A 19,495-nucleotide genomic window follows, 5' to 3' on the forward strand; every position below is an offset into this window, starting at 1 on the left:
CTCAGAATGACGGTTGGAATATATATTGGGTCAGCTCACGATACGACGTCACAATACATAGAAAAACAGCTCATATCGTGGGGTGAACACCTACAAGACTTTGAGGTTGATGTGTTCGGGAGTGCTAACCTTCCAGAATCAGCCACAGAGTACTTCACGCAATACAAAACCAGTACTCAAGAGTACAGAACTCCGTACTTGAAAGTTTTAGCGACGTATCGCGAGTGTCTAGAGTATATAAAAAATCAAAACCCGGACGCACTCATCCAACTTCGGAATTTCACGACACACGGAGCTGGCGTTTCATTAGCGGGTCAACGAGTTGATCTTCCTATTCTCACCCGGTATACAGGCGATCATTTCAACGCCTACAAAGGAGCGAAGTTCGTCCTTCGACCACATGTATATTTTCTCCACAACTATATCGGTCGAATCCCCATTCGGCTATCAGATCACACTATCGCACTCGGTCCCTTTGGAAAATCCGAATTACGACGGCACGGACAACCAGAGGAAAATATCACTATTTTACCTCCGTCTCCTGATACAGAAGGGCGATTTAGTCCTCCTGATAATAAACAAAACTATAAGCAAAAACTTGATTTTCCAACTAACAGAACTATTATTCTATATGTTGGTAAGTTCATCAAACGAAAAGGAATGCCGTTCTTTGAAGAAGTAGTTGATCAAGTAACAGCAAATCGTAATGTACAGTTTGTTATAGTTGGACAGGGTTCGTACGCAGATCACTTTCGGGAAAAATACGATGATGATACGGTTCGCGTTGAAGGATATGTGGATTACCGCCGAATTGATCAATATTATAAAGCAGCAGACATATATATTCATCCATCACCGTTTGAAGGAATTCCTCTCGTAGTTCTTGAGGCGTTAAGTTGTGGGGTCCCAGTTGTTGCTCGAGATGCTGGAGATGTTGAATTTGTGACTGGAACTACCTACGATGACGTTGACAGCATGGCTGAGGCAATTATTAACGAAACGCCCACAAATAGATGGGAGAACAAACAGTACTTTTCGTCAGAATACCAGAAAGAAACTCTTCAAACACTTGTCACCGACCTTCTGGATAGATCGAATTGATATCGCAACGTACAATGGCCCAAATTAACAAGACAGGTATAAGCAGATGAGTATCCTCGAAAATATACGTTATTTGTTATCAAACCCGATTGTTGCTGCACGCGAGATCAACAGACTCTATCATCAACGATTATTTTTCAAAGATTTCAACACGAGTGGCGTGGACGTATTCGATGAAGATTGGGATAATCTCTTAATTCTTGACTCGTGTCGCTACGATATATTTTCCGAAATGAACACTCTCCCCGGCAAGTTATCAAAGAAGCAGTCACGGGGGACAGGGACGAAAGAATTTCTTCATGGGAATTTCAAGAACCGTGACCTCCGTGATACAGTGTACATTACCGCAAATCCGCAGCTGTATTATAACGAAGACGAAATAAACGCTAAACTACATGATGTATTGAACATCTGGCAAGATATTGGGTGGGATGAAAAGGTTGGAACGGTTCGGCCAGAAACGCTGACAGAGTACGCTTTAGAATACTCAGAGCAATACAATAATAAGCGACTCGTGGTGCATTACATGCAGCCTCATCGACCGTTTCTGGGTCCGACTGCCGAGAAACATTCGGATTTGGGTTCGCTCTTCGGTGCTGAAGATGCTGCAAAGCCAAACGTCCCTCAAGATGTATACTGGCAGGCGTTTGAAGAGAATCTTGAACTGACCCTCCCACACGTTCAGGAAATAATGGAGGAGCTTGATGGAAAGACAGTTGTAACGGCGGATCACGGCCAAGTCATTGGAGAACATCTATCTCCGCTTCCAGTTCGTGACTACGGTCACTGGAGCGGGAACTACATCGACGAACTTGTATCTGTCCCGTGGCTAGAATATGAGTCTGGCCCACGTCGTCGCATCATTGCCGAAGACCCCGAAACAGAAACCGACGATGTTGATCAAGAGATAGTCGAATCGAGGCTCCGACAACTCGGTTATGCGGAGTAGTTTGAATTGATTCACATTACAGATGGATGACGACACCGACACGTTCAAACAGCTTGTCCAAGGTACCGCGTTTGTTTTCGTCGGTAATATTGTCGGCCTCGGTGCAACGTTTTTGACTCGTATCATCGCAGCGAATCAGCTTGCTCCCAGCGGGTACGGACTTGTCGTACTCGGTGCTTCAATCATCAATATCGTCTCAATCGGTGTCCTACTCGGACTTCCAGCAGCACTGGGACAGCGACTGCCACGCGTTGACGACAAACCGGGGCTTTTTCGAGACACCCTGCTTATTGCGATGCCGCTCGCGACGGCAACCGCACTGGTCCTCGGGTTGTACGCCGACACTGTGTCTGCATTATTAAACGAACCGGGGTTTACGCCTGTGCTGGTCGTGTTCGCGGTCTCGTTACCGTTTTTTGTGCTTATGAAACTGGTTGTGGCAGGTTTCCGAGGGCTCGAATCGGCACTCGGCCGAGTCGTTGTACAAAACCTCGGTCACCAAGGGCTGAAAGCGGTCGGTGTGATTGGCTTTGCACTCTTGGGCCTTGGCCCGCTCGTCATCGCGATTGGCTGGGCTGGGGCGTTTGTCCTCGCCGGGCTGAGCGGTCTCGTCTACCTACATATCCGGACTAATCTTGTGGCGGGCGCACGCTGGCGAGTTCGCCCGGACCCGGTGCGAACCCGATCGATTCTTTCGTTTTCGTTACCGCTTGTCCTCTCCAGCGGCGTTGTGTTGATGTTACAGTACGGCGATAATTTCCTCCTCGCCTACTTCAGAAATAGCAACGCGGTCGGAATCTACGACGCTGCGTACACGCTTGGACGGACGCTGCTGATTTTTCTGGCTACGTTCAAATTCCTCTTTGTCCCGATGATCTCGAGGTTACACGAGGCCGAGGACAGATCAGAGATGGGGCAGCTGTATCGACTCGTCACGAAGTGGGTCGTGTTTGTAACCTTCCCTGTGTTTTTTGTGTTCGTTTTGTTCCCCACCACGTCACTCGAATTGCTGTTCCGGACCGAGTACACTGTCGGTAGCACTGCTTTAGTCGTCCTCAGCATTGGATTTTTTGTTCATATTTTAATGGGTCTGAATGCCGGAGCGCTCGTTGCGATGGGCTACTCAAAGGCCATTCTCTACGGAAATATCATGTCTTTCGGTTCCAACGTGGCTTTGAACCTGGTCCTCATTCCCGAATTTGGGTTGGTTGGTGCTGCGCTCGCTTCTGCCGGTTCCTACACCGTGATGAACGGATTTTATCAGTATAATCTCGTCCGTTTCGGACGGATCAACCCCTTTCCGAAGTCAGTCCTGTTGCCGCTGGGTTCGAGTTTCGTGCTCTTCGGCATCCCGTCGGTGATGTACGGGTCGGTAATCTCATCGACCTTGCCGCGGTTTTTCGGATTCATATCTTTCTTTGGTGTCTTGTATCTCGGCCTCATCGTCACCTTCGGGTTCGACGCTGACGATATCGATTTCATCTTGTCCGCCGTCGATCAGACACCTATCCCGACGGCACCCGTTCGCTCCATACTCGAAGCCCTGAACCGGAAGTAGCTGGTCTCTTGACGCCGTACCCGGCTCTACTGCCTGCTTCTACAGCGCGGTCGTGAAGACACAATATATATATTATCAAACTGGATATCCACTGGTATGCGATTCCGAACACTGGTCCGCGTAGCCCGCCAGCACTGGAACGACCCTGGCTGGTGGCTGGAGAAAGATTTCATGCAGGAGATCATCATGCCATCTGTTTTTTCTCTGCTTGTGGGTGACGGTGTTGATGTTGTCGAAGAAGACTGGGACAATCTGATCATTCTGGATGCGTGCCGATTCGACATGTTCGAAGAACTCAATACGATACCGGGGACGCTGAGTCAGAAGCGATCCTGGAACTCCGCAACCGCCCAGTTTCTGCGTCAGAACTTCCAAGAGGGCGAGTTTCACGACACTGTCTACGTGACTGCGAACCCGAAAGTGAGCATGGCTCTCGATCTCGACGCCAAGTTTCATGATGTTGTCCAGGTCTGGCGCGATGGGTGGGACGAAAAGTTGAACACGGTTACGCCGCAGGTTATGACTGAACGGACCCGAGACGTCGCAGAATCGTACCCGAACAAACGGATCATCTCGCACTTTGTCCAGCCGCATTTCCCGTTTATCGGGCAAAAAGCCAGAGAATGGTTCGGCTCCCAGGGCGGCTTCGAATACAGTCGAACGCAGCTTCTGAACGGAACCGGCTCCCGGGACAGTGCGAATATTTGGGAGCTTGCCCGCGAGGGAACGGTTGACAAGGACCGTGTGTTCGAAGCATACAGGGAAAACCTCGAGACAGCTCTCCCACACGTACAATCGCTGGTAGACGACCTACGCGGGAAGTCTGTCGTGACATCTGACCACGGCAATATGGTCGGCGAATTCGCCTGGCCGTTTCCGATCCGAATTTACGGCCATCCACCGCACATCCTCAGGGATGAACTGGTGACTGTACCGTGGCTCGAAATCGATTCCGAGACACGTAAATCAATTACGGCTGAGACCCCAACCGACGACGTTGATACCGAAGAGTCGGTCGCTGCTGACCGATTGCAAAATCTCGGATATATAGACTGATTTTGACTTTTTGATTGTTTATATAATTCCACTACAAATGAGGGTATTGAATATTACCGGCTCGGTCTCGCCGGATAATGTCGACGCGTCTATCAACCGTTTCGACCAGTATTTTCGTGACCATGCGGTCACCACGATGATCTTTGGCGAGCACGACCGACGAGTTGCTCGACATTTCGAGCGTCAGGAGATGGACTTCGTGTTCTTGGGGGAAGGTATGCTAACGCCCCAACTCAAGGCTCTTAGATATATTTTCGCCAACCGCAACGAATTTGATGTCGCACACGTTTACGGGTCACCGCAAGTCTTCGGGACGCTTCCGACTGCAATCTCGAACGTGGTCGACATACCGATGATTATCAGATTCAATGGGTACAAGAATCCAGATTCGGAACTGAAACGACGACTGACACGCTTTTTAGAGTTCTATCTGTTAAAACGGAGCGACGCTAGCGTTTTCATCTCGAATGAACAAAAACGGGAAGTCCTGCAGTCTCTGAGCATCGACTCCCCGGAGTCCGTCCGAGTGATTCCGCCTGGAATCGATCAGAAGTGGTTTGATCCCGCCTCATCGTCCGACGCGAGTTCCGTTCGTAGTGAGTACGATATCGAGGATAACGATCGCGTTATCGGAGCTGTACTCAACCCCCGCCCAGTCAAGCGACTAGACAGAGCGATGGATATACTGAAAGAAACTCGGCACCGGATGGATGACGACGTCTATCTCGTCGTCATTGGCGATAGTGACTACGTGACTAACGTTCAGCGGTACGCATCTCGTATCGGCGTTGCGGAGAACGTCATCTGGCCCGGTCGTAAAGCCACTGACGAACTGGCTGCGTGGTATTCTGCATTCGATGTAACGATACTCACCTCCGAGCGCGAGAGTTTTGGGATGAGTATCTCTGAGTCATATCTCTGTGAGACGCCGTGTGTCGTATACGACGTCGGTGGCATGGTTGATCAAGTCATAGACGGGGAGACCGGATTCCGAATCGAACCGTACGAGATTGACGTGTTTGCTGACAATCTCATTAGACTCCTAGAAGACAGTGACATGAACGAGGCGTTCGGCAAGAAAGGACAGGAGTACGTTCGAGAGAACTTCACATACAGCTCAGTTTCTGAGCAGTATCGAACCTTGGTAACTGCCCTGTCAAACCACTCCGCTCTGGGTTGTCGACATCACGATTCGGAATGACAGAATCTGGACCAACCAAGACTCATTTATGTATAGTTCGTAAATCTTTGTACATCCGTTGGTTTCTTATCGCACTACATCAGTCCCCTCACTCTACCGAGAGAGTTTTTCAGGAGATATGAAACCACTACCCTTCCACTCGGTGTCGAGTAGACGTTCCCAAGTGATTCCGGATCAGCTGGTTCAAAATCCGGATCACTGATATTCCGGATTCCGTCAGTTAACATATCTTCGGAGGCATCATACAGTCGTAACTTGACCTCTTGCCACGTTCTAGCGTCCGATAAGTCGACTGTTTTCATCGTCACGATCTGACCACCATCTAGTTTTTCCGTTATCCGCTGAAGTACAAACCCTCCATGGGATTTGTCGTTCATAAACTCCCAGAATCCCGGTGGTTTCCCGCGGTATTCACGCAGGTCACCCCCATGAAAACTCAGGGCACCATGTTCAGGTGCTTCAAGAATACGCCCCTTCAGAAACCCGAATCCGAACCTCACGACAACGTCGGTCTCTTCTGCGAGCATGTCCACGACCTCGTCTGGCAATTCTTTCCCGAACCCGTCGGTGTCTACTGGCTCCGTTTCCACGACCGACGTCTGGTCGATTCCGTCCACTTCTGAGAGAGGGATGTCGCGTTTGTGTTTCTCGATATACTCTGGCGGGTGGCCCAACGCGTTGGCTAGTTTCCTAGTTCCGACAACGAGGGTCCAGAGACCGTTGTCCAACACCTCCGAAAGTACTTTTCCACTAGACCGTGATTCACTCTGGCCTTTGAACGTGTTGACAACGATAACACTGATTTCGGCATCGGTATGGGTTAGCATATGGTCCAATGTGCGGGCGACCCATCGCTGGACGTGGCGTCCATCGCAGAGGAGTCCGACCTGCAGTGGCGTACTGTCATCGGTCATCAACGATCTCTCTCCCCAATTCACGCATCGTTTTGAGCGTTATGTCCTCGTCACTCCGAGCGTTCCCGAGTTCCGAGAGAAACGAGCAGAGAGGCTGCCACTGCTGTTCGTTCGAGAGATTATGGAGATGGCTCCAGTAGTGGATGTACGTCTCTCTTTCAATCGCTCGCTGGAGGCCGTCTCTGAGATACCTGTGATGAATCGCTTGTCGCGCTCTCACGGGCATCAACCGAAACACTGGATGGGGCTTGGTCTGTCCGTTCTGTAGATACGTGGCTGTCAAAGAAGGATACGGTGGGCAGCGAGTTTTGACTACCCCGTTGCTCGTGTCAGGAGAGCCTACCGGATGGTCCCTCGTGAGTATCCACACGAATGATTGGAAATTGTTCGTCGGTTTCTCCACGTCCAGGAACGGAACACGAACTGTGTGAATGTCGTTTTCTCGTATCTTTTGTTCCGGCGGAAGCTGATGTCTCGGGGGCACCAAGGTCTCCGGCCTGTTGAGGCCAGCAGCCGCGTGTACCTCCTTAACTCGCTTCAGTTCCCAGTCGATTACGGCGTCACTGATTTCATCGAAAAGAACGTGTGAGTAGGTGTGGGTGCATATTTCGTGTTCCACCTCGGCGTCCTGTATCAACTTGACGATGTCGGGAGCGTAAAATAATGGGTCGGTATCCATATCCGTTCCCGGATCCGCAGCGAACCATTCTGCACCGAGTGGGCTATCGTGGTCACCGGAACACTCCGGCAGCAAGAGATGACCCACGATATTGAAGCTAATCGGTACACGATAGACATCACACGCCTTCAACAACCGCTTAAGATACTTGGTCTCTTCTTTTCTGCCGGTACTCAATTTGTCGTACTTCGAGCTCTTCGTTAGGTCGTGAAAACCCCACCCAAATTCAATCTCAAGGCTCAGTGTTACGTTCCCGGTCATTAGTCCGCTGTGGATTCGGGCTTGAGCCTTCCAAAGAGTACCTCGCCGGAGCGTCTGGTAGCGAATCCGCGTTGCTGAAGAATTTGTTCGATTTCTTCGAACGTCGCTTCTCCTTCGCGTTCGAAGGAACAATCCACTGCTATCTTTTTCACCTCTGTCTCTTCGATCCCGGATAAAACCTCTGGTTCTGCCCCCTCAGCGTCGATCTTGAGAAAGTCGATTGTGTCGATTCCACGTTCGGCGGCCAAGTCATCGATCGTTCTCGCTTTGACCTCGATTGAGCGTCCGGTGCCCCCATCGTCGGCTGACAGGACTGAGTGGTCAGTCGGATCGTGTCCCAGTTGTAATTCGATATCTGTCTCGTCCTTCCATGCTACGGACCTGACGATTTCTTCGTTTCCTTCATTGAGGTTGTATTCTAGTGCCTTCTTGTTCTTTGGATCGGGTTCAATACAGACGACGTGTTTACAATTCTTCGCCGCAGGTCGCGAGAAACCCCCTACAAACGCGCCGATGTCGAAGACGATATCGTTCGGTTCGACTTCAGCGAACCCTTCAAGAGTATACTTGTCGAAGATTTTCCCGTCCACCAACTCTGGCCAACTGGCCCGTTTCGGAGAAGGAGTGAGATACTCCCCCCCTTTAATATCCACTACCAGCCACAATCCGTCGTGTGGGACCACGATGCTAGTCTCTTTGTTCGGTGAAACCACTCCGTATATGGACCGAACGACCCAAAATACCCCGTCCGGAAGGGTATCTTCAACAGCCGACTTGATACGAGTCATGCGTCTTCTTATAAGATACTCTGCCGAAGAGTGTTTTACACTTTCGTATCAGGATATAACGTGTCTCCGAGAGGGACTGGATTCTGGATCTCCGATGATTCTTCGCTCCTACCAAAGCTCTGACCACCAACTATAAGAAAGTATCTGAACGTGTCATAGCAGTACTTCCGAGATTCAGCGGTACAGTTCGTGATATCGGCTCAATTTTCGGGAAGCACATTGTCTGCAAGTGGAATATTCGGAGTCAGTGGCCACCGAAGCCAACGATTAGATCAATCGAAACGCGACTCCAATGACTGGCGTAATATTGTCCATTCAAAACATCGGCCCGAAACTGGGACGACGCTGAAGAACGGAAAAGAAGGCGAGCGAACGGTTGCATTGGCTCTTCATGTCTGCGAAGTCCTTGACAGCTGGATAAACCACAAGCACTCGGATACCACCGACGAGCATGGGCGCGAGCCTCTGATTACCAGCGAGCAGGGCCGGCTGGCGATTAGGACGATGCGAGAGACGGCCTATACAGTCACTCGTCCCTGTCTACTACGGAGAGCACTGCCCCCACGATAGACGGGAGAGCGATTGCAAAGCAACGGTGTACGGCTATCGGAGCAAGTGCCCGTCGAGCGTCAGCCCCCATTCCATCCGGAGAGGGTCAATCACTCACATCCCGAACGAAGATGTCTCCGAGGATGTCGTCTCGGACCGCATGAAAGTATCGCCGGACATCCTCGACAAGCACTACGACAAGCGGGACGAGTAGGTAAAGGTCGAACAGCGACGAGATTACATCAACAGCATCTAAACAAACAAATAACCTCTTTGTGGAGAGGTTCTCGGAACTTTTTTATTTATTATAACACACCATCTAGTATGCGCCAACATTATTTGCGAGTTGCTTTTTTTGGGTTGTTGGCTATTTCGATTATTATGCTGGGAATAAGTTATGTAACAGCAGAGCCACCCGTCCAATATCAATCAGATATTTCTGGATCGGAAGTAGCACCATCCAATAATAATTGGACCGTTTTTACCTCACATGGCTTCACTCAGACTACGAATAGTTCGCTAACCGCTATTGGGGACGATGGGCGGGTGCAATATTTCAATAACACCTATCACACCTACATGGATGTTGATCCTAGTCCAGAAGGAAAGTACACTGTCCAGTACGTCGCAGTCGAGCAGCTGCCTGCAGAAGAGTGTGGAGGTGCCCGAATATGTTATAAAAACATCATTGAACGAGTGAACATTACTACTGACGAAACTACCCGCCTGTATGAGGAGGTTCGGCCGGGACCGACACAACACGATCCTCGTTGGCACGATGTTGACCGGGTGAACGAGACTCATTATTTGGTCGGTGACATTCAACACGATGCTGTTACCCTCATGAACATTTCAAATCAGATGATAGTGTGGGAATGGCGGGCGCAGAGTCACTATTCGACACGATCTGGTGGCGACTTCCCAGAGACATGGACGCATTTGAATGATGTGGAGGTTCTTCCTGATGGTCGCTTCATGGCGAGTATGCGAAATCAGGATGAAGTCGTGTTCCTGACCCGTAGCGGTGGTGTTCAGGAAAAATGGACTTTGGGGGAAGATGGTAATCACTCAATTTTGTATGAACAGCACAACCCAGACTACATCCCTCGCTCGGAGGGGGGACCAGCTGTAATCGTCTCGGATAGTGAAAATGACCGTGTTATTGAATATGAGCGGCAGAACGGCCAGTGGGAGCAAACATGGGTATGGCAAGACGAACAAATGAATTGGCCGCGAGATGCGGATCGATTACCGAACGGCCATACTTTGATCACGGATACAAGTGGTGGGCGTATTCTGGAGGTTAACGCTTCTGGAGATATTGTTTGGAGCGTGTCAGTGAAAAGTCCCTATGAGGCGGAAAGGTTAGGGACGGGTGATGAAAGCCAAAACGGGCCAGCGGCTTCAAGCACTAGATTAGAGTCCAAAACTGTTGAAAGAACAGCAAAACAAGGCTTGTGGCCGCAATTCCGAGCGCAATTCACTGACTGGCTTCCAGCAAAGCTCATTCATGGAATTGCTTTTGTCACTCCCTATTGGATGGGTTTTGAACAAGTCGGACTCGTGGCGTTAGCTTTTGTTACACTTGTTAGTTGGATATTCCTTGAGATATGGTGGTCTGGTTGGAAATTCCGGAATCCGGTGGTCCGACAATAAGAGGATAGTTCAGCCTAATAATCACTACGGACCGCTCTTCTTCAACATTCACTCGCCTCTCACGTCATTGAATAGTATCACTACGCTTCCGGCGTCGTAGATGCGTTGGTGCTCATTCGCTCGGATGAACGAGATTGGTTCGGTGTTCTTTTGAGTGTACGTTGAGAATCCGGTTTTGAAATTGAGTACTTTTCCAGTACGAGTCGAAAACTCGTTGAGGTAGATATACGATGGGGAAATGAACGATCGACTTTCGATTTCACTCACCGTGACGCCGGGCGGTTTGGACGTATCGTACCCCGTATAAAAGTATTGACTCGATATGCCACGGCCGCCGGTATATATCAGATTTGTGCGCTTGTGTTCTATCAACCACTTGGTGGATTGCACCTCGATTTCGGACTCGTATCTGCCAAAGAAGTTGTACAATTGTCTATCACTCCCCTCATTCAGGATGCGATCCTGTTCAAGCGACGCCTGTGGTGAACGACCGTGTGTCACTGTCGCGGAAATAAATCCTGTATTCAATAGGAGGGTCACGAACAAGATGACACTAAAGACGTAGATCCCGCCGCTCTCGGAGTTGAACGTCACTTTCGAGATCAAAACGCTGGTGAGCACAGCGAACGAGGCGACAAAGAAGAGGCCGATCATGTAGATCCGGGAAATTCCGAAGACACTCGTCGGTGCGAAAGCGGACACGAAAAGCAACATTCCCCCGACACCGAGTGACATGTGGAGCGCATCCGTCTCAATCGAGGGCAGCAAATTCAAGAGTCGGTTTGCGGTGCCTGGAAGCCATTTCGAAATTCTGCTTCGCCGCAGTATCTCCAGACAGACCATACTGACACCAATCCCTGCCAGTAGCGTAATTAAGATATATTCGTACTGAATAAGTTGGTAAGTCAGACTAGGTAAAGAAGCTGAGATGGCGTGCCCGGCTGACGACGTGGCTGTGAAGAACTCTTGGAGTTCAACGATCACCGCAATCGGAATTCCCCAGATTGCTCGCAGCGGTCGACTTGAAGCTACGAGGTTGTACCAGAGGTTTAATACGACGATTGAGAATACGACAAGTGAAGTACTGGGTTGCCGCCTATTTGGGAACAGACCATCTCCAACGAAACCATCGATAATTCGGAATATAAACACGATGATGAGGATGAACAGAAAGATGGGTGCAACACCGTAGTGAGAGACGGTCGCACCGAATACTGCCGCCACTAAAACCACACTACATAGACGGTCCGGGAGTTCATCATCGAGCAACGCAACTAGAAAGATACCGACGAACAAGATTGCTGAACCAGTCCGGATGATGTGTCCAAGCTTAGTAAAAAATGGGAACGAAAACACGTAAAGGAGCGTCGCCATCATTCCGCCCTTTACGCTCAGCCAACGCGTGTTAACCTTGTTCAGCGCGACCACAACCAGCGAGAAATAGAGCGGAAAGACGAGTTTGTACACCCACATGAGTGGCACGTCACCGAGGATCGAGACGACGGGTTGTGTAATGACAATTTGCAACATTCCATTTTTATTCAACATTAAATCCGGATTCCAGAACTCGTGGCTAATCACGAGATTCGCGACGTAGTACTCAGTCGGATTGATCAGAGCTGGAAGTGCTATGTGATTCTGTAACAACAGCGCAATTGCGACACACCAAACTGTGAAATTCGGGAATTTGGGTTCACTCTGCTGGAACCCGATCACGACTGTAAGAAGGCCGATAATGAGATATAATCCCAGCAGAAGACGATTATCAGCATACCACCGGAGCAGTAACCCACCGAAGACCGCGATCGCGGGCAGTGATAACAAAAATAGCGGATACGGTGTGTAGAGGCGAGCCAAATCATTCCAGGTCGGAAGTTCTGGTTCAGCATCTGAATATCGAAACCCGACGGTTAGAATCCCGGTGACTGTCAGGAATACTGTTAGCAATATCTCTTCAGTGAATGGGGGAGTACTGATGATTATTGTTGTGAGATAGACGGTATTCACCGTGGCCCCGACAAGCATGATGACGACGAGGCTCAAAGCAACTGCATATAATAAATCACTCACTCGATTAAGCGTACTACCGCCGAGTCCGAGTACAAGTGTTCCGGGAACCAACAGCAGGTAACTAATTACAATCAATGGCCGTAACAGCGGGAGATTCAGAACCACAACAGCGACCACCATCAGATGCACGGCGACAATAGTTGTTGTCAGCTTTGTATTGTTACTTGACGAGGATAGCCAGCCTACAATAGACTGTCCAGCGGTCGAATCAAGAAATCGCCGCTTGCACCACCCTTCAAATGTGTTCATTACTGATATGAAGCACTCACTGTTAGAAGTTCAGTCATCCTATTACCAAACTGTTCGTAATTCTCAGGTTCGACCAATTCTCCGTCTTGCACGATATCACGAACCCCCGGTACATTGAAACCAATCACCGTCGCTCCATATTCTTGTGCTTCCCCCGGTGGTAGGTTTCTGCCTTCTCGCGTTGAGCAAGTGGCATATACATCACAGATTTCGTATAGTGCGACGAGGTGCTCGTCCGAGACAAACCCAGTGAATATAACGTTTTCTCCAGCCCGTTGTTGAAGTTTCTCAAAGTACTCGTCAACAGTCGGTTTCCCCGCAATCACGAGTTTCGCCTTTGGGACTTCTTTTCGTACTGATTCAAATGTTTCAATCAGCTCCAGAACGTTTTTCGTTGCAGTCAGTCGACCGACAAACAAAACGACCGGGTCCGTCAGTTCAATGCCGTATTCTTTTTTTACGCCTTCGACATCCGGTTCAACACCATCGAAACGTTCGCTTTCCGTATTATTCTGGATTACAAGACTGTCAACTCCTGATTTTTGTCGCAGGATCTCGCGCGATGATTGGCTAATTGAACAGGCGACATCAGCCTGCTTGACTAACCAACTTTCCTCTTCAAAATATTCTAAGACTCGCATGAATGCCTGCTGCTGAATATCTGGCATAGCTTCCGGTTCTGGAACGTGATAATGCCAGGTGATATAGGGGATGTCAGATTGCCTGCTAGCAGCCCATGCAAGAAAATGTAGAGGATATCTGTGGCTAATCAAGAGATCGTATGACTGGAGTTTCTTAACTGTTGGAATTGATTTTGGAGCATAGAGTGGGAGCAATATCTGATGAAGTTTGTTGAGATAAAAATTTGACGGGGTTCCAAGAACCTCTAGAGAGACTCCTTCTGGTGGTTCCATGTCACATTCAATAACGAATAGCGTCACCTCAAACCCATTGTTCGTCAACTCTCTAGCCTGTTGCTCGATCTCTCTACTCACCCCTGCTGACCCACGTAGCGCCAGCGATAGAATCGCTATCTCTTGCTTTTTATTCTCACCTATGATTTCACTGGAAAGTTCGGTAACGGTCGAGCATCCACGGAAACGTTCAATATCATATTTCGCCGCTGACTCAGTCATGTGTTCTCATTGAATTGGCTATATTCTTAATCCCCAGTCATCCTAGTTCGTGAGTTATATTACACTAATAGGGGTAACGCGTTGCGTCTAAGCTATGTTGTATCTCTCCCTTTAACAGACCCATGCTTAAATCTACAGGGATCAAAGTGCCCCCTGAACGAATCCACGAACTGCATTGATCGGACTTGCTGTGATGATTCTGACATTAAAAACCGCACAATTGATACTTGATCAGCAGAAATAATTCGAGTACGACATAGCAACCAAAAATTATGAAAATTATCTCAGCACGAGTACTTATTCTGGTCATCCTAGTTTGTTGCCAAGTGTTTTTGTTTTCGCTTTATGCTCAGCAGCCGACAAATGCGGACGCTTGGGTCTTGCCAGGGCCTGATGAATTTACTGAGGACCCTGTGGAGTATCTTGGTGATCGGGTTGTGCTTGGGGGATACGTTCAGAGTGTTGATCCAACAGCCATTCGTGTCCAAACAACCACGGGACCGCATGAGATCGACATAACTGGCAGAGATTGGAGAAATCTGGAGAGGGGAGACAAGATCCGCGTATACGGTGTTTTAGCAAGCGAAAATAGTATTCGAGTAATTCACGCCTTTGCAGTCCCAAACGAGAATTTGTGGTACACTTGGGGTATCTCTTTGTTTGCTGGCATTTGGGTTTTTACTAGATTCATCCGACATTGGAAAATAAACAGGGAAACTTTACATTTCTGTGAGCGTACTCCGGAACCCGCCTATGCGAATAAAAAAGTTGAGGGCGAGGATAATGCCTGATTTGTTAGCACATGTACTTATAGCGTATACAGTATGCCGAACTATGTCATTTCATTGGGAGTGGATTACCAAGCAGTACATCACTATCGGGATGATGGGGGCTTTTATTCCTGATTTGATGAAAGTCAGATTAGTTTTGCCGAGTAGAATTGTTGAGCAGATTGTTGGCTATCCGTTTGGATGGGGGAGTTTACACACTGGTGGAGGCGTTATTTTGAGTGTACTCGTCGGGGTGATTCTGCTTTCACCTGAAGAACGCTACCGTAGTGGTCTCCTTTTAGGAGTCGGGTCTGGGACTCATCTTTTGACTGATAGCCTGCTTCTCACCCCCACAGGACACACTCAACAACTTTTCTGGCCTTTCCTACAATATCGCGTCCCCAGTCCGGGTCTGTATCTCAGTACACAGGTTTGGCCAGTAGTTGTGACTGGCTGTGTTGCTGCACTTGTTTGGGCTATTCAGAGCACCCGTTATAAAAATGAATGCAACTGAAGATGGCTGAGAGACTGCATCAATACCACTTTTATATTGTGGGCTTCATCTTGGCATATGAGCGATACCCCAGATCTTGAATCGGTTGACATACCTTCCGAGTTACTGCTAAGAATACAAAACCGTGTTGATTATACCGAATTCGAGGATGCTAACCAGTATATTATATATGTACTTGAAGAAGTGATCCACTCGACTGAGCAGGAAACAGAACTAAGTCATAATAGTGATGTTGATGAACACCAAGTCGAGGAAAGACTCGAATCTCTCGGCTATCTAAACGAGTAGCTGTATCATATTATAAAATGAAGATCGCGTTCGTTTACGATGCTGTTTACCCTTATGAGAAGGGAGGAGCACAGAAGCGGATATGGGAACTAGCGAGGAGACTCGCGAGTAATCACGAAGTACACCTCTACGGAATGCACTACTGGGATGGACCGGCAAGAGTTGTGCGAGAGGGAGTGACATTACACGGGGTTTGCGAACCTAAAGAACTCTACGTTGACGGCCGTCGTTCGATTCCTCAGGCTATATATTTCGCTGCCCATCTCGTGCCTTCGTTATTTAGGGAAGATTTCGACATAATTGACTGTCAAGAATTTCCATACTTCCCCTGTTTTGTGTCGAAGAGTCATGAACTCTTTAGGGATTCTACGCTCGTCATTACGTGGTATGAAGTTTGGGACGACTACTGGTATGATTATTTGGGAAAGAAAGGAATATTCGGACAGATAATTGAGCGGGCGACAATGAAACTGGCAGATACTGTGATTCCAATCTCCGAATATATAGAGGCAGACATCCACGATCTCGGACGTTCAGAGGGCCTCAGCGTCGTGGAAAACGGAGTAGATTATGATAGGCTACAATCAGTATCGGAAGCAGCTACCGAATGGGACGTTATCTACGTGGGCCGACTTTCTGAACATAAAAATGTGGACTTACTGCTCAATGCAATTGCACAGGCGTCTGGGCGGGTTGATACAGAACTGTCGTGTTGTATCATTGGTGATGGCCCAGAACGGGAAAGCCTAGAAGAGTACGCTGCCGAGGTCGGAGTAACAAATCATGTTGAGTTTTTGGGATTTGTTGAGAGTGATGACGAGGTCATAGCGAATATTAAGTCAGCGTCTGTATTCATCTTGCCTTCAATCCGTGAAGGCTTCCCAAATACAATTCTCGAGGCTAACGCGTGTGGTGTTCCGAGTATTGTCGTGGATCATGAAGAGAACGGGTCGACGGCAGTGGTCAAGGATGGAGTCACTGGTTATATCACCGATGTATCTGCGGAGGGAATCACTGATTGTTTGGTTGACTGTATAACCGACGAAGAGTTACTTAGTGACCTCTCTCAGGCGGCTAAAGAATTTGGTCGAAAACACGATTGGGATGTGATTGTCGACGAACTGGAACGAGTATATTCAAGTGCCCTGCAAGCAGAGCAGTAAGCAACTGATGTTATCCGATCAAAAGGTTCTGGTTACTGGTGGAGCAGGATTTATTGGTTCGTGTCTGGTTCAAACTCTTTCAGAGAGGGGTGCTGATGTTCTTGCCCTCGACAATGAGTTCGCAGGCTCCTCAGCACTTGTACCAGACGGTGTCCGATTTGAGAACATCGATATACGTGATGAACAAATCCCTGAAATCGTCTCAGATTTTGAACCGGACGCACTTATCCACTTAGCTGCACTCCATTATATTCCATACTGTAATGCGAACCCCGAGGAAGCGTTTCAAGTAAACGTAATGGGCACCCGAAATGTGTTAGCCGCGGCACGGGAGGTAGACAGTCTGGAGTCCGTGATTTTCACCTCGTCAGCTGCCGTATATCCACCTCGAAATCAGGCGAATAGCGAAACATCAGCAACCGGCCCGATGGATATCTACGGCGAGACAAAACTAATCGGCGAGGATCTGATGCGTCTTTTTAATCAGGAGACGGATGTTAGCACGACGACAGCCCGGTTATTCAACGTATATGGACCGAACGAAACGAATGAACACCTAATCCCGGCGATCGTAAGTCAGGTTCGAAGTGGAAGCCGGAATATCGAGCTCGGGAATCTCACACCCAAACGGGACTTCATTCATGTTTCGGATGTGGCGAAGGCCCTAATCACATTACTAACACAGTCTGATGACGGCTACTCAACGTATAATGTCGGTACCGGAGTCGAGTATTCAGTGCGGGAAGTCGTTGAAAAGACAAGCGACGCGCTCGGGGAAGAAATCGAAATTGTCCAAGATGAGGAACGGGTCCGCGACAGTGATCGTCCGCATCTCAAAGCAGCGATTTCGAAAATCCAGTCAGATTTCGGATGGGAGCCTGAAGTTGAGTTCGTAACTGGGCTCCGGGACCTGCTTCAGCAAGAAGAAGAGGTACTCGTGACATGACACAGAGGAATATTGTTCTTGTGACTTACGATAGTCTGCGTGCGGATCACTGCGGATACATGGGCTACGAGCGGAACACTACTCCATACCTAGATCAAATGGCGTCAGAGGGAGTCGGCTTCCCCAACGCGATCGCGCCAGCGTCGCGCACAAACCCGTCGATGGCTGGAACATTCACAGGCGAGCCGATGGTTGCCAGAGACCGTGTGGCTGATCCGTCTCATTCTCGTCGGCATCTAGGTCGGCACGGAACTCTTGCAGAAGACCTCACTGAGCAGGGGTACGCTACTGGAGCGTTCAATCCGAACGCATACGCGTCCCGGCATTACGGGTTTAACCGCGGGTTTGATCATTTTGAGGATTTCCTGTTTTCGACTGATAAATATCAGAAAGTGTTCCAGAAGCACCTCTCAGACTCCACAATATATACCCTAGTTCGGAATTTCCGGAATTATCTTCGCCGGGAAGAGGCATTCAAGACCTGGGACCGGTATATCGACGAGATCGAAGAATGGGTTCATACCCAGTCTGAGCCGTTCTTTCTCTGGATTTTTTCACTTGATACACACTTCCCTCATCTCACCCCCCGGAAATACCGAGAATGGAGTTCACTGTTCGAGCAGTACTACTACAACTGGCGATGCAATCAGCTAATAGATGAACTGGATCCAAATCTCTCTGACCGGGAAATTCGAAAAATAATCGACATCTATGACGACTCTATCCGATTTGGTGATGTCTTGCTGTACGAACTACAGGAGCGGCTAGCCGAGTTTGATCCGGTATATGTCGTCTTTGGCGATCACGGGGAGGCATTCGGTGAACGGGATATCTATGGACACTTCTATCCCTCATTGTATGAAGAGAACATTCACGTCCCACTAGTTGTCTCGGAGCCAATCGATTCAGATGAAGATTTTTCCAGACCAATCTCGCTAACCCAGATTCCTAGCATTGTCAACCATTTCACCGAGCGTGACACACAACCGCGTCTTGATACGTGGACCGTGGCAACCGACTACGATGGTCGAACTGATCGGAACTTAATCGCTGTGCGTACAAAAACGGCTAAGCAGATTGCCTGTTGGCAGAACGGGCAGCAAATCATGACTGAAACATACAATTTGGAGGGGAGAATGATCGAGGAGACGCCGGTAGCTGAAGAAAGCGCGCTGCAGGCTTGCTTGCAACCCGTGGTCCAACGACGTCATAATCATGAAACAGAAGTCCTCTCGATCCAGTCAAGTGTCGCCAGCCTCAATTGACGGTGTCTAAGGTCCACAAGACGCAGAGTCTGGGTTATTAAAGAACCAGAGTGTTCTATTTTATCACTATAAGCCACTATCAGTCGTAAGGAGACAGGTATAATTCGGTATGGTGAATAATCGTCCATTCATCAGGATCTGAGGCACTATCCTGAAAGGTACCCCACATCATAAGCCTGTTTTCATGATATTTTGTAGTCTTCACTGACATACAATACGGAAGACCATCAAAACAGATAGCTCCGAATTTGCCCCCGCTATAGTGCATCCTATTAACTTTATCGAACCTTTGTTCAAGCAAGTAGCTATATCTTCAATATATAGTTTCTATTTCTATCTAATTCTGAACTCAAGTATACAGAACACAAATTGTTTAACACCC

Annotated in this window: 17 protein-coding genes; 12 read left to right on the top strand and 5 right to left on the bottom strand. The window is 48.7% G+C overall.

Going from position 1 to position 19,495, the window contains the following annotated elements; translation table 11 throughout:
* Positions 1-6: 6 nt before the first annotated feature.
* The 5 genes from MUG95_RS03565 (at position 7) to MUG95_RS03585 (ending at position 5,865) form a co-directional block, all read left to right on the top strand.
* Positions 7-1,101 (top strand): glycosyltransferase family 4 protein, encoded by a 1,095-nt coding sequence (locus MUG95_RS03565; protein ID WP_247009701.1) that lies wholly within the window; start codon positions 7-9, stop codon positions 1,099-1,101.
* A 46-nt stretch (positions 1,102-1,147) separates the two neighbouring features.
* Positions 1,148-2,050, top strand: a complete 903-nt coding sequence (locus tag MUG95_RS03570) for an alkaline phosphatase family protein (protein WP_247009702.1) — start codon at positions 1,148-1,150, stop codon at positions 2,048-2,050.
* Between the two features lie 22 nt (positions 2,051-2,072).
* A complete protein-coding gene (locus tag MUG95_RS03575) occupies positions 2,073-3,608 on the top strand; it encodes a flippase (protein ID WP_247009703.1) in 1,536 nt (511 codons plus the stop codon).
* Positions 3,609-3,704: 96 nt separating this feature from the next.
* The gene (locus tag MUG95_RS03580; protein ID WP_247009704.1) at positions 3,705-4,664 is read left to right on the top strand and encodes a hypothetical protein; all 960 of its coding nucleotides are present in this window, start codon (positions 3,705-3,707) and stop codon (positions 4,662-4,664) included.
* Positions 4,665-4,701: 37 nt separating this feature from the next.
* Positions 4,702-5,865 (top strand): glycosyltransferase family 4 protein, encoded by a 1,164-nt coding sequence (locus MUG95_RS03585; protein WP_247009705.1) that lies wholly within the window; start codon positions 4,702-4,704, stop codon positions 5,863-5,865.
* Positions 5,866-5,939: 74 nt separating this feature from the next.
* Here MUG95_RS03585 and MUG95_RS03590 read toward each other — a convergent pair whose 3' ends face one another.
* The 3 genes from MUG95_RS03590 to MUG95_RS03600 are packed head-to-tail and all read right to left on the bottom strand — an operon-like array spanning position 5,940 to position 8,507.
* Complete coding sequence (locus MUG95_RS03590; protein ID WP_247009706.1) at positions 5,940-6,779, bottom strand: formyltransferase family protein; 840 nt, start codon at positions 6,777-6,779, stop codon at positions 5,940-5,942.
* On the bottom strand, positions 6,769-7,719 hold the full coding sequence (locus tag MUG95_RS03595) for a polysaccharide deacetylase family protein (RefSeq protein ID WP_247009707.1): 951 nt from the start codon (positions 7,717-7,719) through the stop codon (positions 6,769-6,771). Before MUG95_RS03595 ends, MUG95_RS03590 begins: the two co-directional genes overlap by 11 nt.
* Positions 7,719-8,507, bottom strand: a complete 789-nt coding sequence (locus MUG95_RS03600) for an FkbM family methyltransferase (protein WP_247009708.1) — start codon at positions 8,505-8,507, stop codon at positions 7,719-7,721. Before MUG95_RS03600 ends, MUG95_RS03595 begins: the two co-directional genes overlap by 1 nt.
* A gap of 873 nt (positions 8,508-9,380) precedes the next feature.
* Between MUG95_RS03600 and MUG95_RS03605 the strand changes: the two genes are divergently transcribed.
* On the top strand, positions 9,381-10,712 hold the full coding sequence (locus tag MUG95_RS03605) for an arylsulfotransferase family protein (RefSeq protein WP_247009709.1): 1,332 nt from the start codon (positions 9,381-9,383) through the stop codon (positions 10,710-10,712).
* Between the two features lie 48 nt (positions 10,713-10,760).
* On the opposite strand, the gene MUG95_RS03610 is transcribed toward MUG95_RS03605, so the two are convergent.
* Positions 10,761-12,902 carry a DUF2206 domain-containing protein gene (locus tag MUG95_RS03610; protein ID WP_247009710.1) on the bottom strand — a complete coding sequence of 714 codons (2,142 nt, stop codon included), beginning with the start codon at positions 12,900-12,902 and terminating at the stop codon, positions 10,761-10,763.
* A 128-nt stretch (positions 12,903-13,030) separates the two neighbouring features.
* Positions 13,031-14,167 carry a glycosyltransferase family 4 protein gene (locus MUG95_RS03615; RefSeq protein ID WP_247009711.1) on the bottom strand — a complete coding sequence of 379 codons (1,137 nt, stop codon included), beginning with the start codon at positions 14,165-14,167 and terminating at the stop codon, positions 13,031-13,033.
* A 380-nt stretch (positions 14,168-14,547) separates the two neighbouring features.
* Between MUG95_RS03615 and MUG95_RS03620 the strand changes: the two genes are divergently transcribed.
* The 6 genes from MUG95_RS03620 to MUG95_RS03640 are packed head-to-tail and all read left to right on the top strand — an operon-like array spanning position 14,548 to position 19,113.
* On the top strand, positions 14,548-14,958 hold the full coding sequence (locus MUG95_RS03620) for an OB-like fold-containing membrane protein (protein WP_247009712.1): 411 nt from the start codon (positions 14,548-14,550) through the stop codon (positions 14,956-14,958).
* Positions 14,951-15,451, top strand: coding sequence for a metal-dependent hydrolase (locus tag MUG95_RS17015; RefSeq protein ID WP_372608184.1), 501 nt, complete (start codon positions 14,951-14,953; stop codon positions 15,449-15,451). Before MUG95_RS03620 ends, MUG95_RS17015 begins: the two co-directional genes overlap by 8 nt.
* Before the next feature lie 57 nt (positions 15,452-15,508).
* On the top strand, positions 15,509-15,739 hold the full coding sequence (locus MUG95_RS03625) for a hypothetical protein (protein ID WP_247009713.1): 231 nt from the start codon (positions 15,509-15,511) through the stop codon (positions 15,737-15,739).
* Between the two features lie 17 nt (positions 15,740-15,756).
* Positions 15,757-16,902: a glycosyltransferase family 4 protein gene (locus MUG95_RS03630; protein ID WP_247009714.1), complete on the top strand. Its 1,146-nt coding sequence runs from the start codon at positions 15,757-15,759 to the stop codon at positions 16,900-16,902.
* Between the two features lie 7 nt (positions 16,903-16,909).
* Positions 16,910-17,848 (top strand): NAD-dependent epimerase/dehydratase family protein, encoded by a 939-nt coding sequence (locus MUG95_RS03635; protein ID WP_247009715.1) that lies wholly within the window; start codon positions 16,910-16,912, stop codon positions 17,846-17,848.
* Positions 17,845-19,113: a sulfatase-like hydrolase/transferase gene (locus MUG95_RS03640; RefSeq protein ID WP_247009716.1), complete on the top strand. Its 1,269-nt coding sequence runs from the start codon at positions 17,845-17,847 to the stop codon at positions 19,111-19,113. Before MUG95_RS03635 ends, MUG95_RS03640 begins: the two co-directional genes overlap by 4 nt.
* Positions 19,114-19,495 lie beyond the last annotated feature (382 nt).

The sequence above is a fragment of the Halorientalis litorea genome (assembly GCF_023028225.1).
GTDB lineage: Archaea > Halobacteriota > Halobacteria > Halobacteriales > Haloarculaceae > Halorientalis > Halorientalis litorea.

Bases quoted from the DNA above. Each gene is read 5' to 3' on its own strand.
- MUG95_RS03565 (WP_247009701.1), top strand. From the start codon at position 7: ATGACGGTTGGAATATATATTGGGTCAGCTCACGATACGACGTCACAA.
- MUG95_RS03570 (WP_247009702.1), top strand. From the start codon at position 1,148: ATGAGTATCCTCGAAAATATACGTTATTTGTTATCAAACCCGATTGTT.
- MUG95_RS03575 (WP_247009703.1), top strand. From the start codon at position 2,073: ATGGATGACGACACCGACACGTTCAAACAGCTTGTCCAAGGTACCGCG.
- MUG95_RS03580 (WP_247009704.1), top strand. From the start codon at position 3,705: ATGCGATTCCGAACACTGGTCCGCGTAGCCCGCCAGCACTGGAACGAC.
- MUG95_RS03585 (WP_247009705.1), top strand. From the start codon at position 4,702: ATGAGGGTATTGAATATTACCGGCTCGGTCTCGCCGGATAATGTCGAC.
- MUG95_RS03590 (WP_247009706.1), bottom strand. From the start codon at position 6,779: ATGACCGATGACAGTACGCCACTGCAGGTCGGACTCCTCTGCGATGGA.
- MUG95_RS03595 (WP_247009707.1), bottom strand. From the start codon at position 7,719: ATGACCGGGAACGTAACACTGAGCCTTGAGATTGAATTTGGGTGGGGT.
- MUG95_RS03600 (WP_247009708.1), bottom strand. From the start codon at position 8,507: ATGACTCGTATCAAGTCGGCTGTTGAAGATACCCTTCCGGACGGGGTA.
- MUG95_RS03605 (WP_247009709.1), top strand. From the start codon at position 9,381: ATGCGCCAACATTATTTGCGAGTTGCTTTTTTTGGGTTGTTGGCTATT.
- MUG95_RS03610 (WP_247009710.1), bottom strand. From the start codon at position 12,902: ATGGTGGTCGCTGTTGTGGTTCTGAATCTCCCGCTGTTACGGCCATTG.
- MUG95_RS03615 (WP_247009711.1), bottom strand. From the start codon at position 14,167: ATGACTGAGTCAGCGGCGAAATATGATATTGAACGTTTCCGTGGATGC.
- MUG95_RS17015 (WP_372608184.1), top strand. From the start codon at position 14,951: ATGCCTGATTTGTTAGCACATGTACTTATAGCGTATACAGTATGCCGA.
- MUG95_RS03625 (WP_247009713.1), top strand. From the start codon at position 15,509: ATGAGCGATACCCCAGATCTTGAATCGGTTGACATACCTTCCGAGTTA.
- MUG95_RS03630 (WP_247009714.1), top strand. From the start codon at position 15,757: ATGAAGATCGCGTTCGTTTACGATGCTGTTTACCCTTATGAGAAGGGA.
- MUG95_RS03635 (WP_247009715.1), top strand. From the start codon at position 16,910: ATGTTATCCGATCAAAAGGTTCTGGTTACTGGTGGAGCAGGATTTATT.
- MUG95_RS03640 (WP_247009716.1), top strand. From the start codon at position 17,845: ATGACACAGAGGAATATTGTTCTTGTGACTTACGATAGTCTGCGTGCG.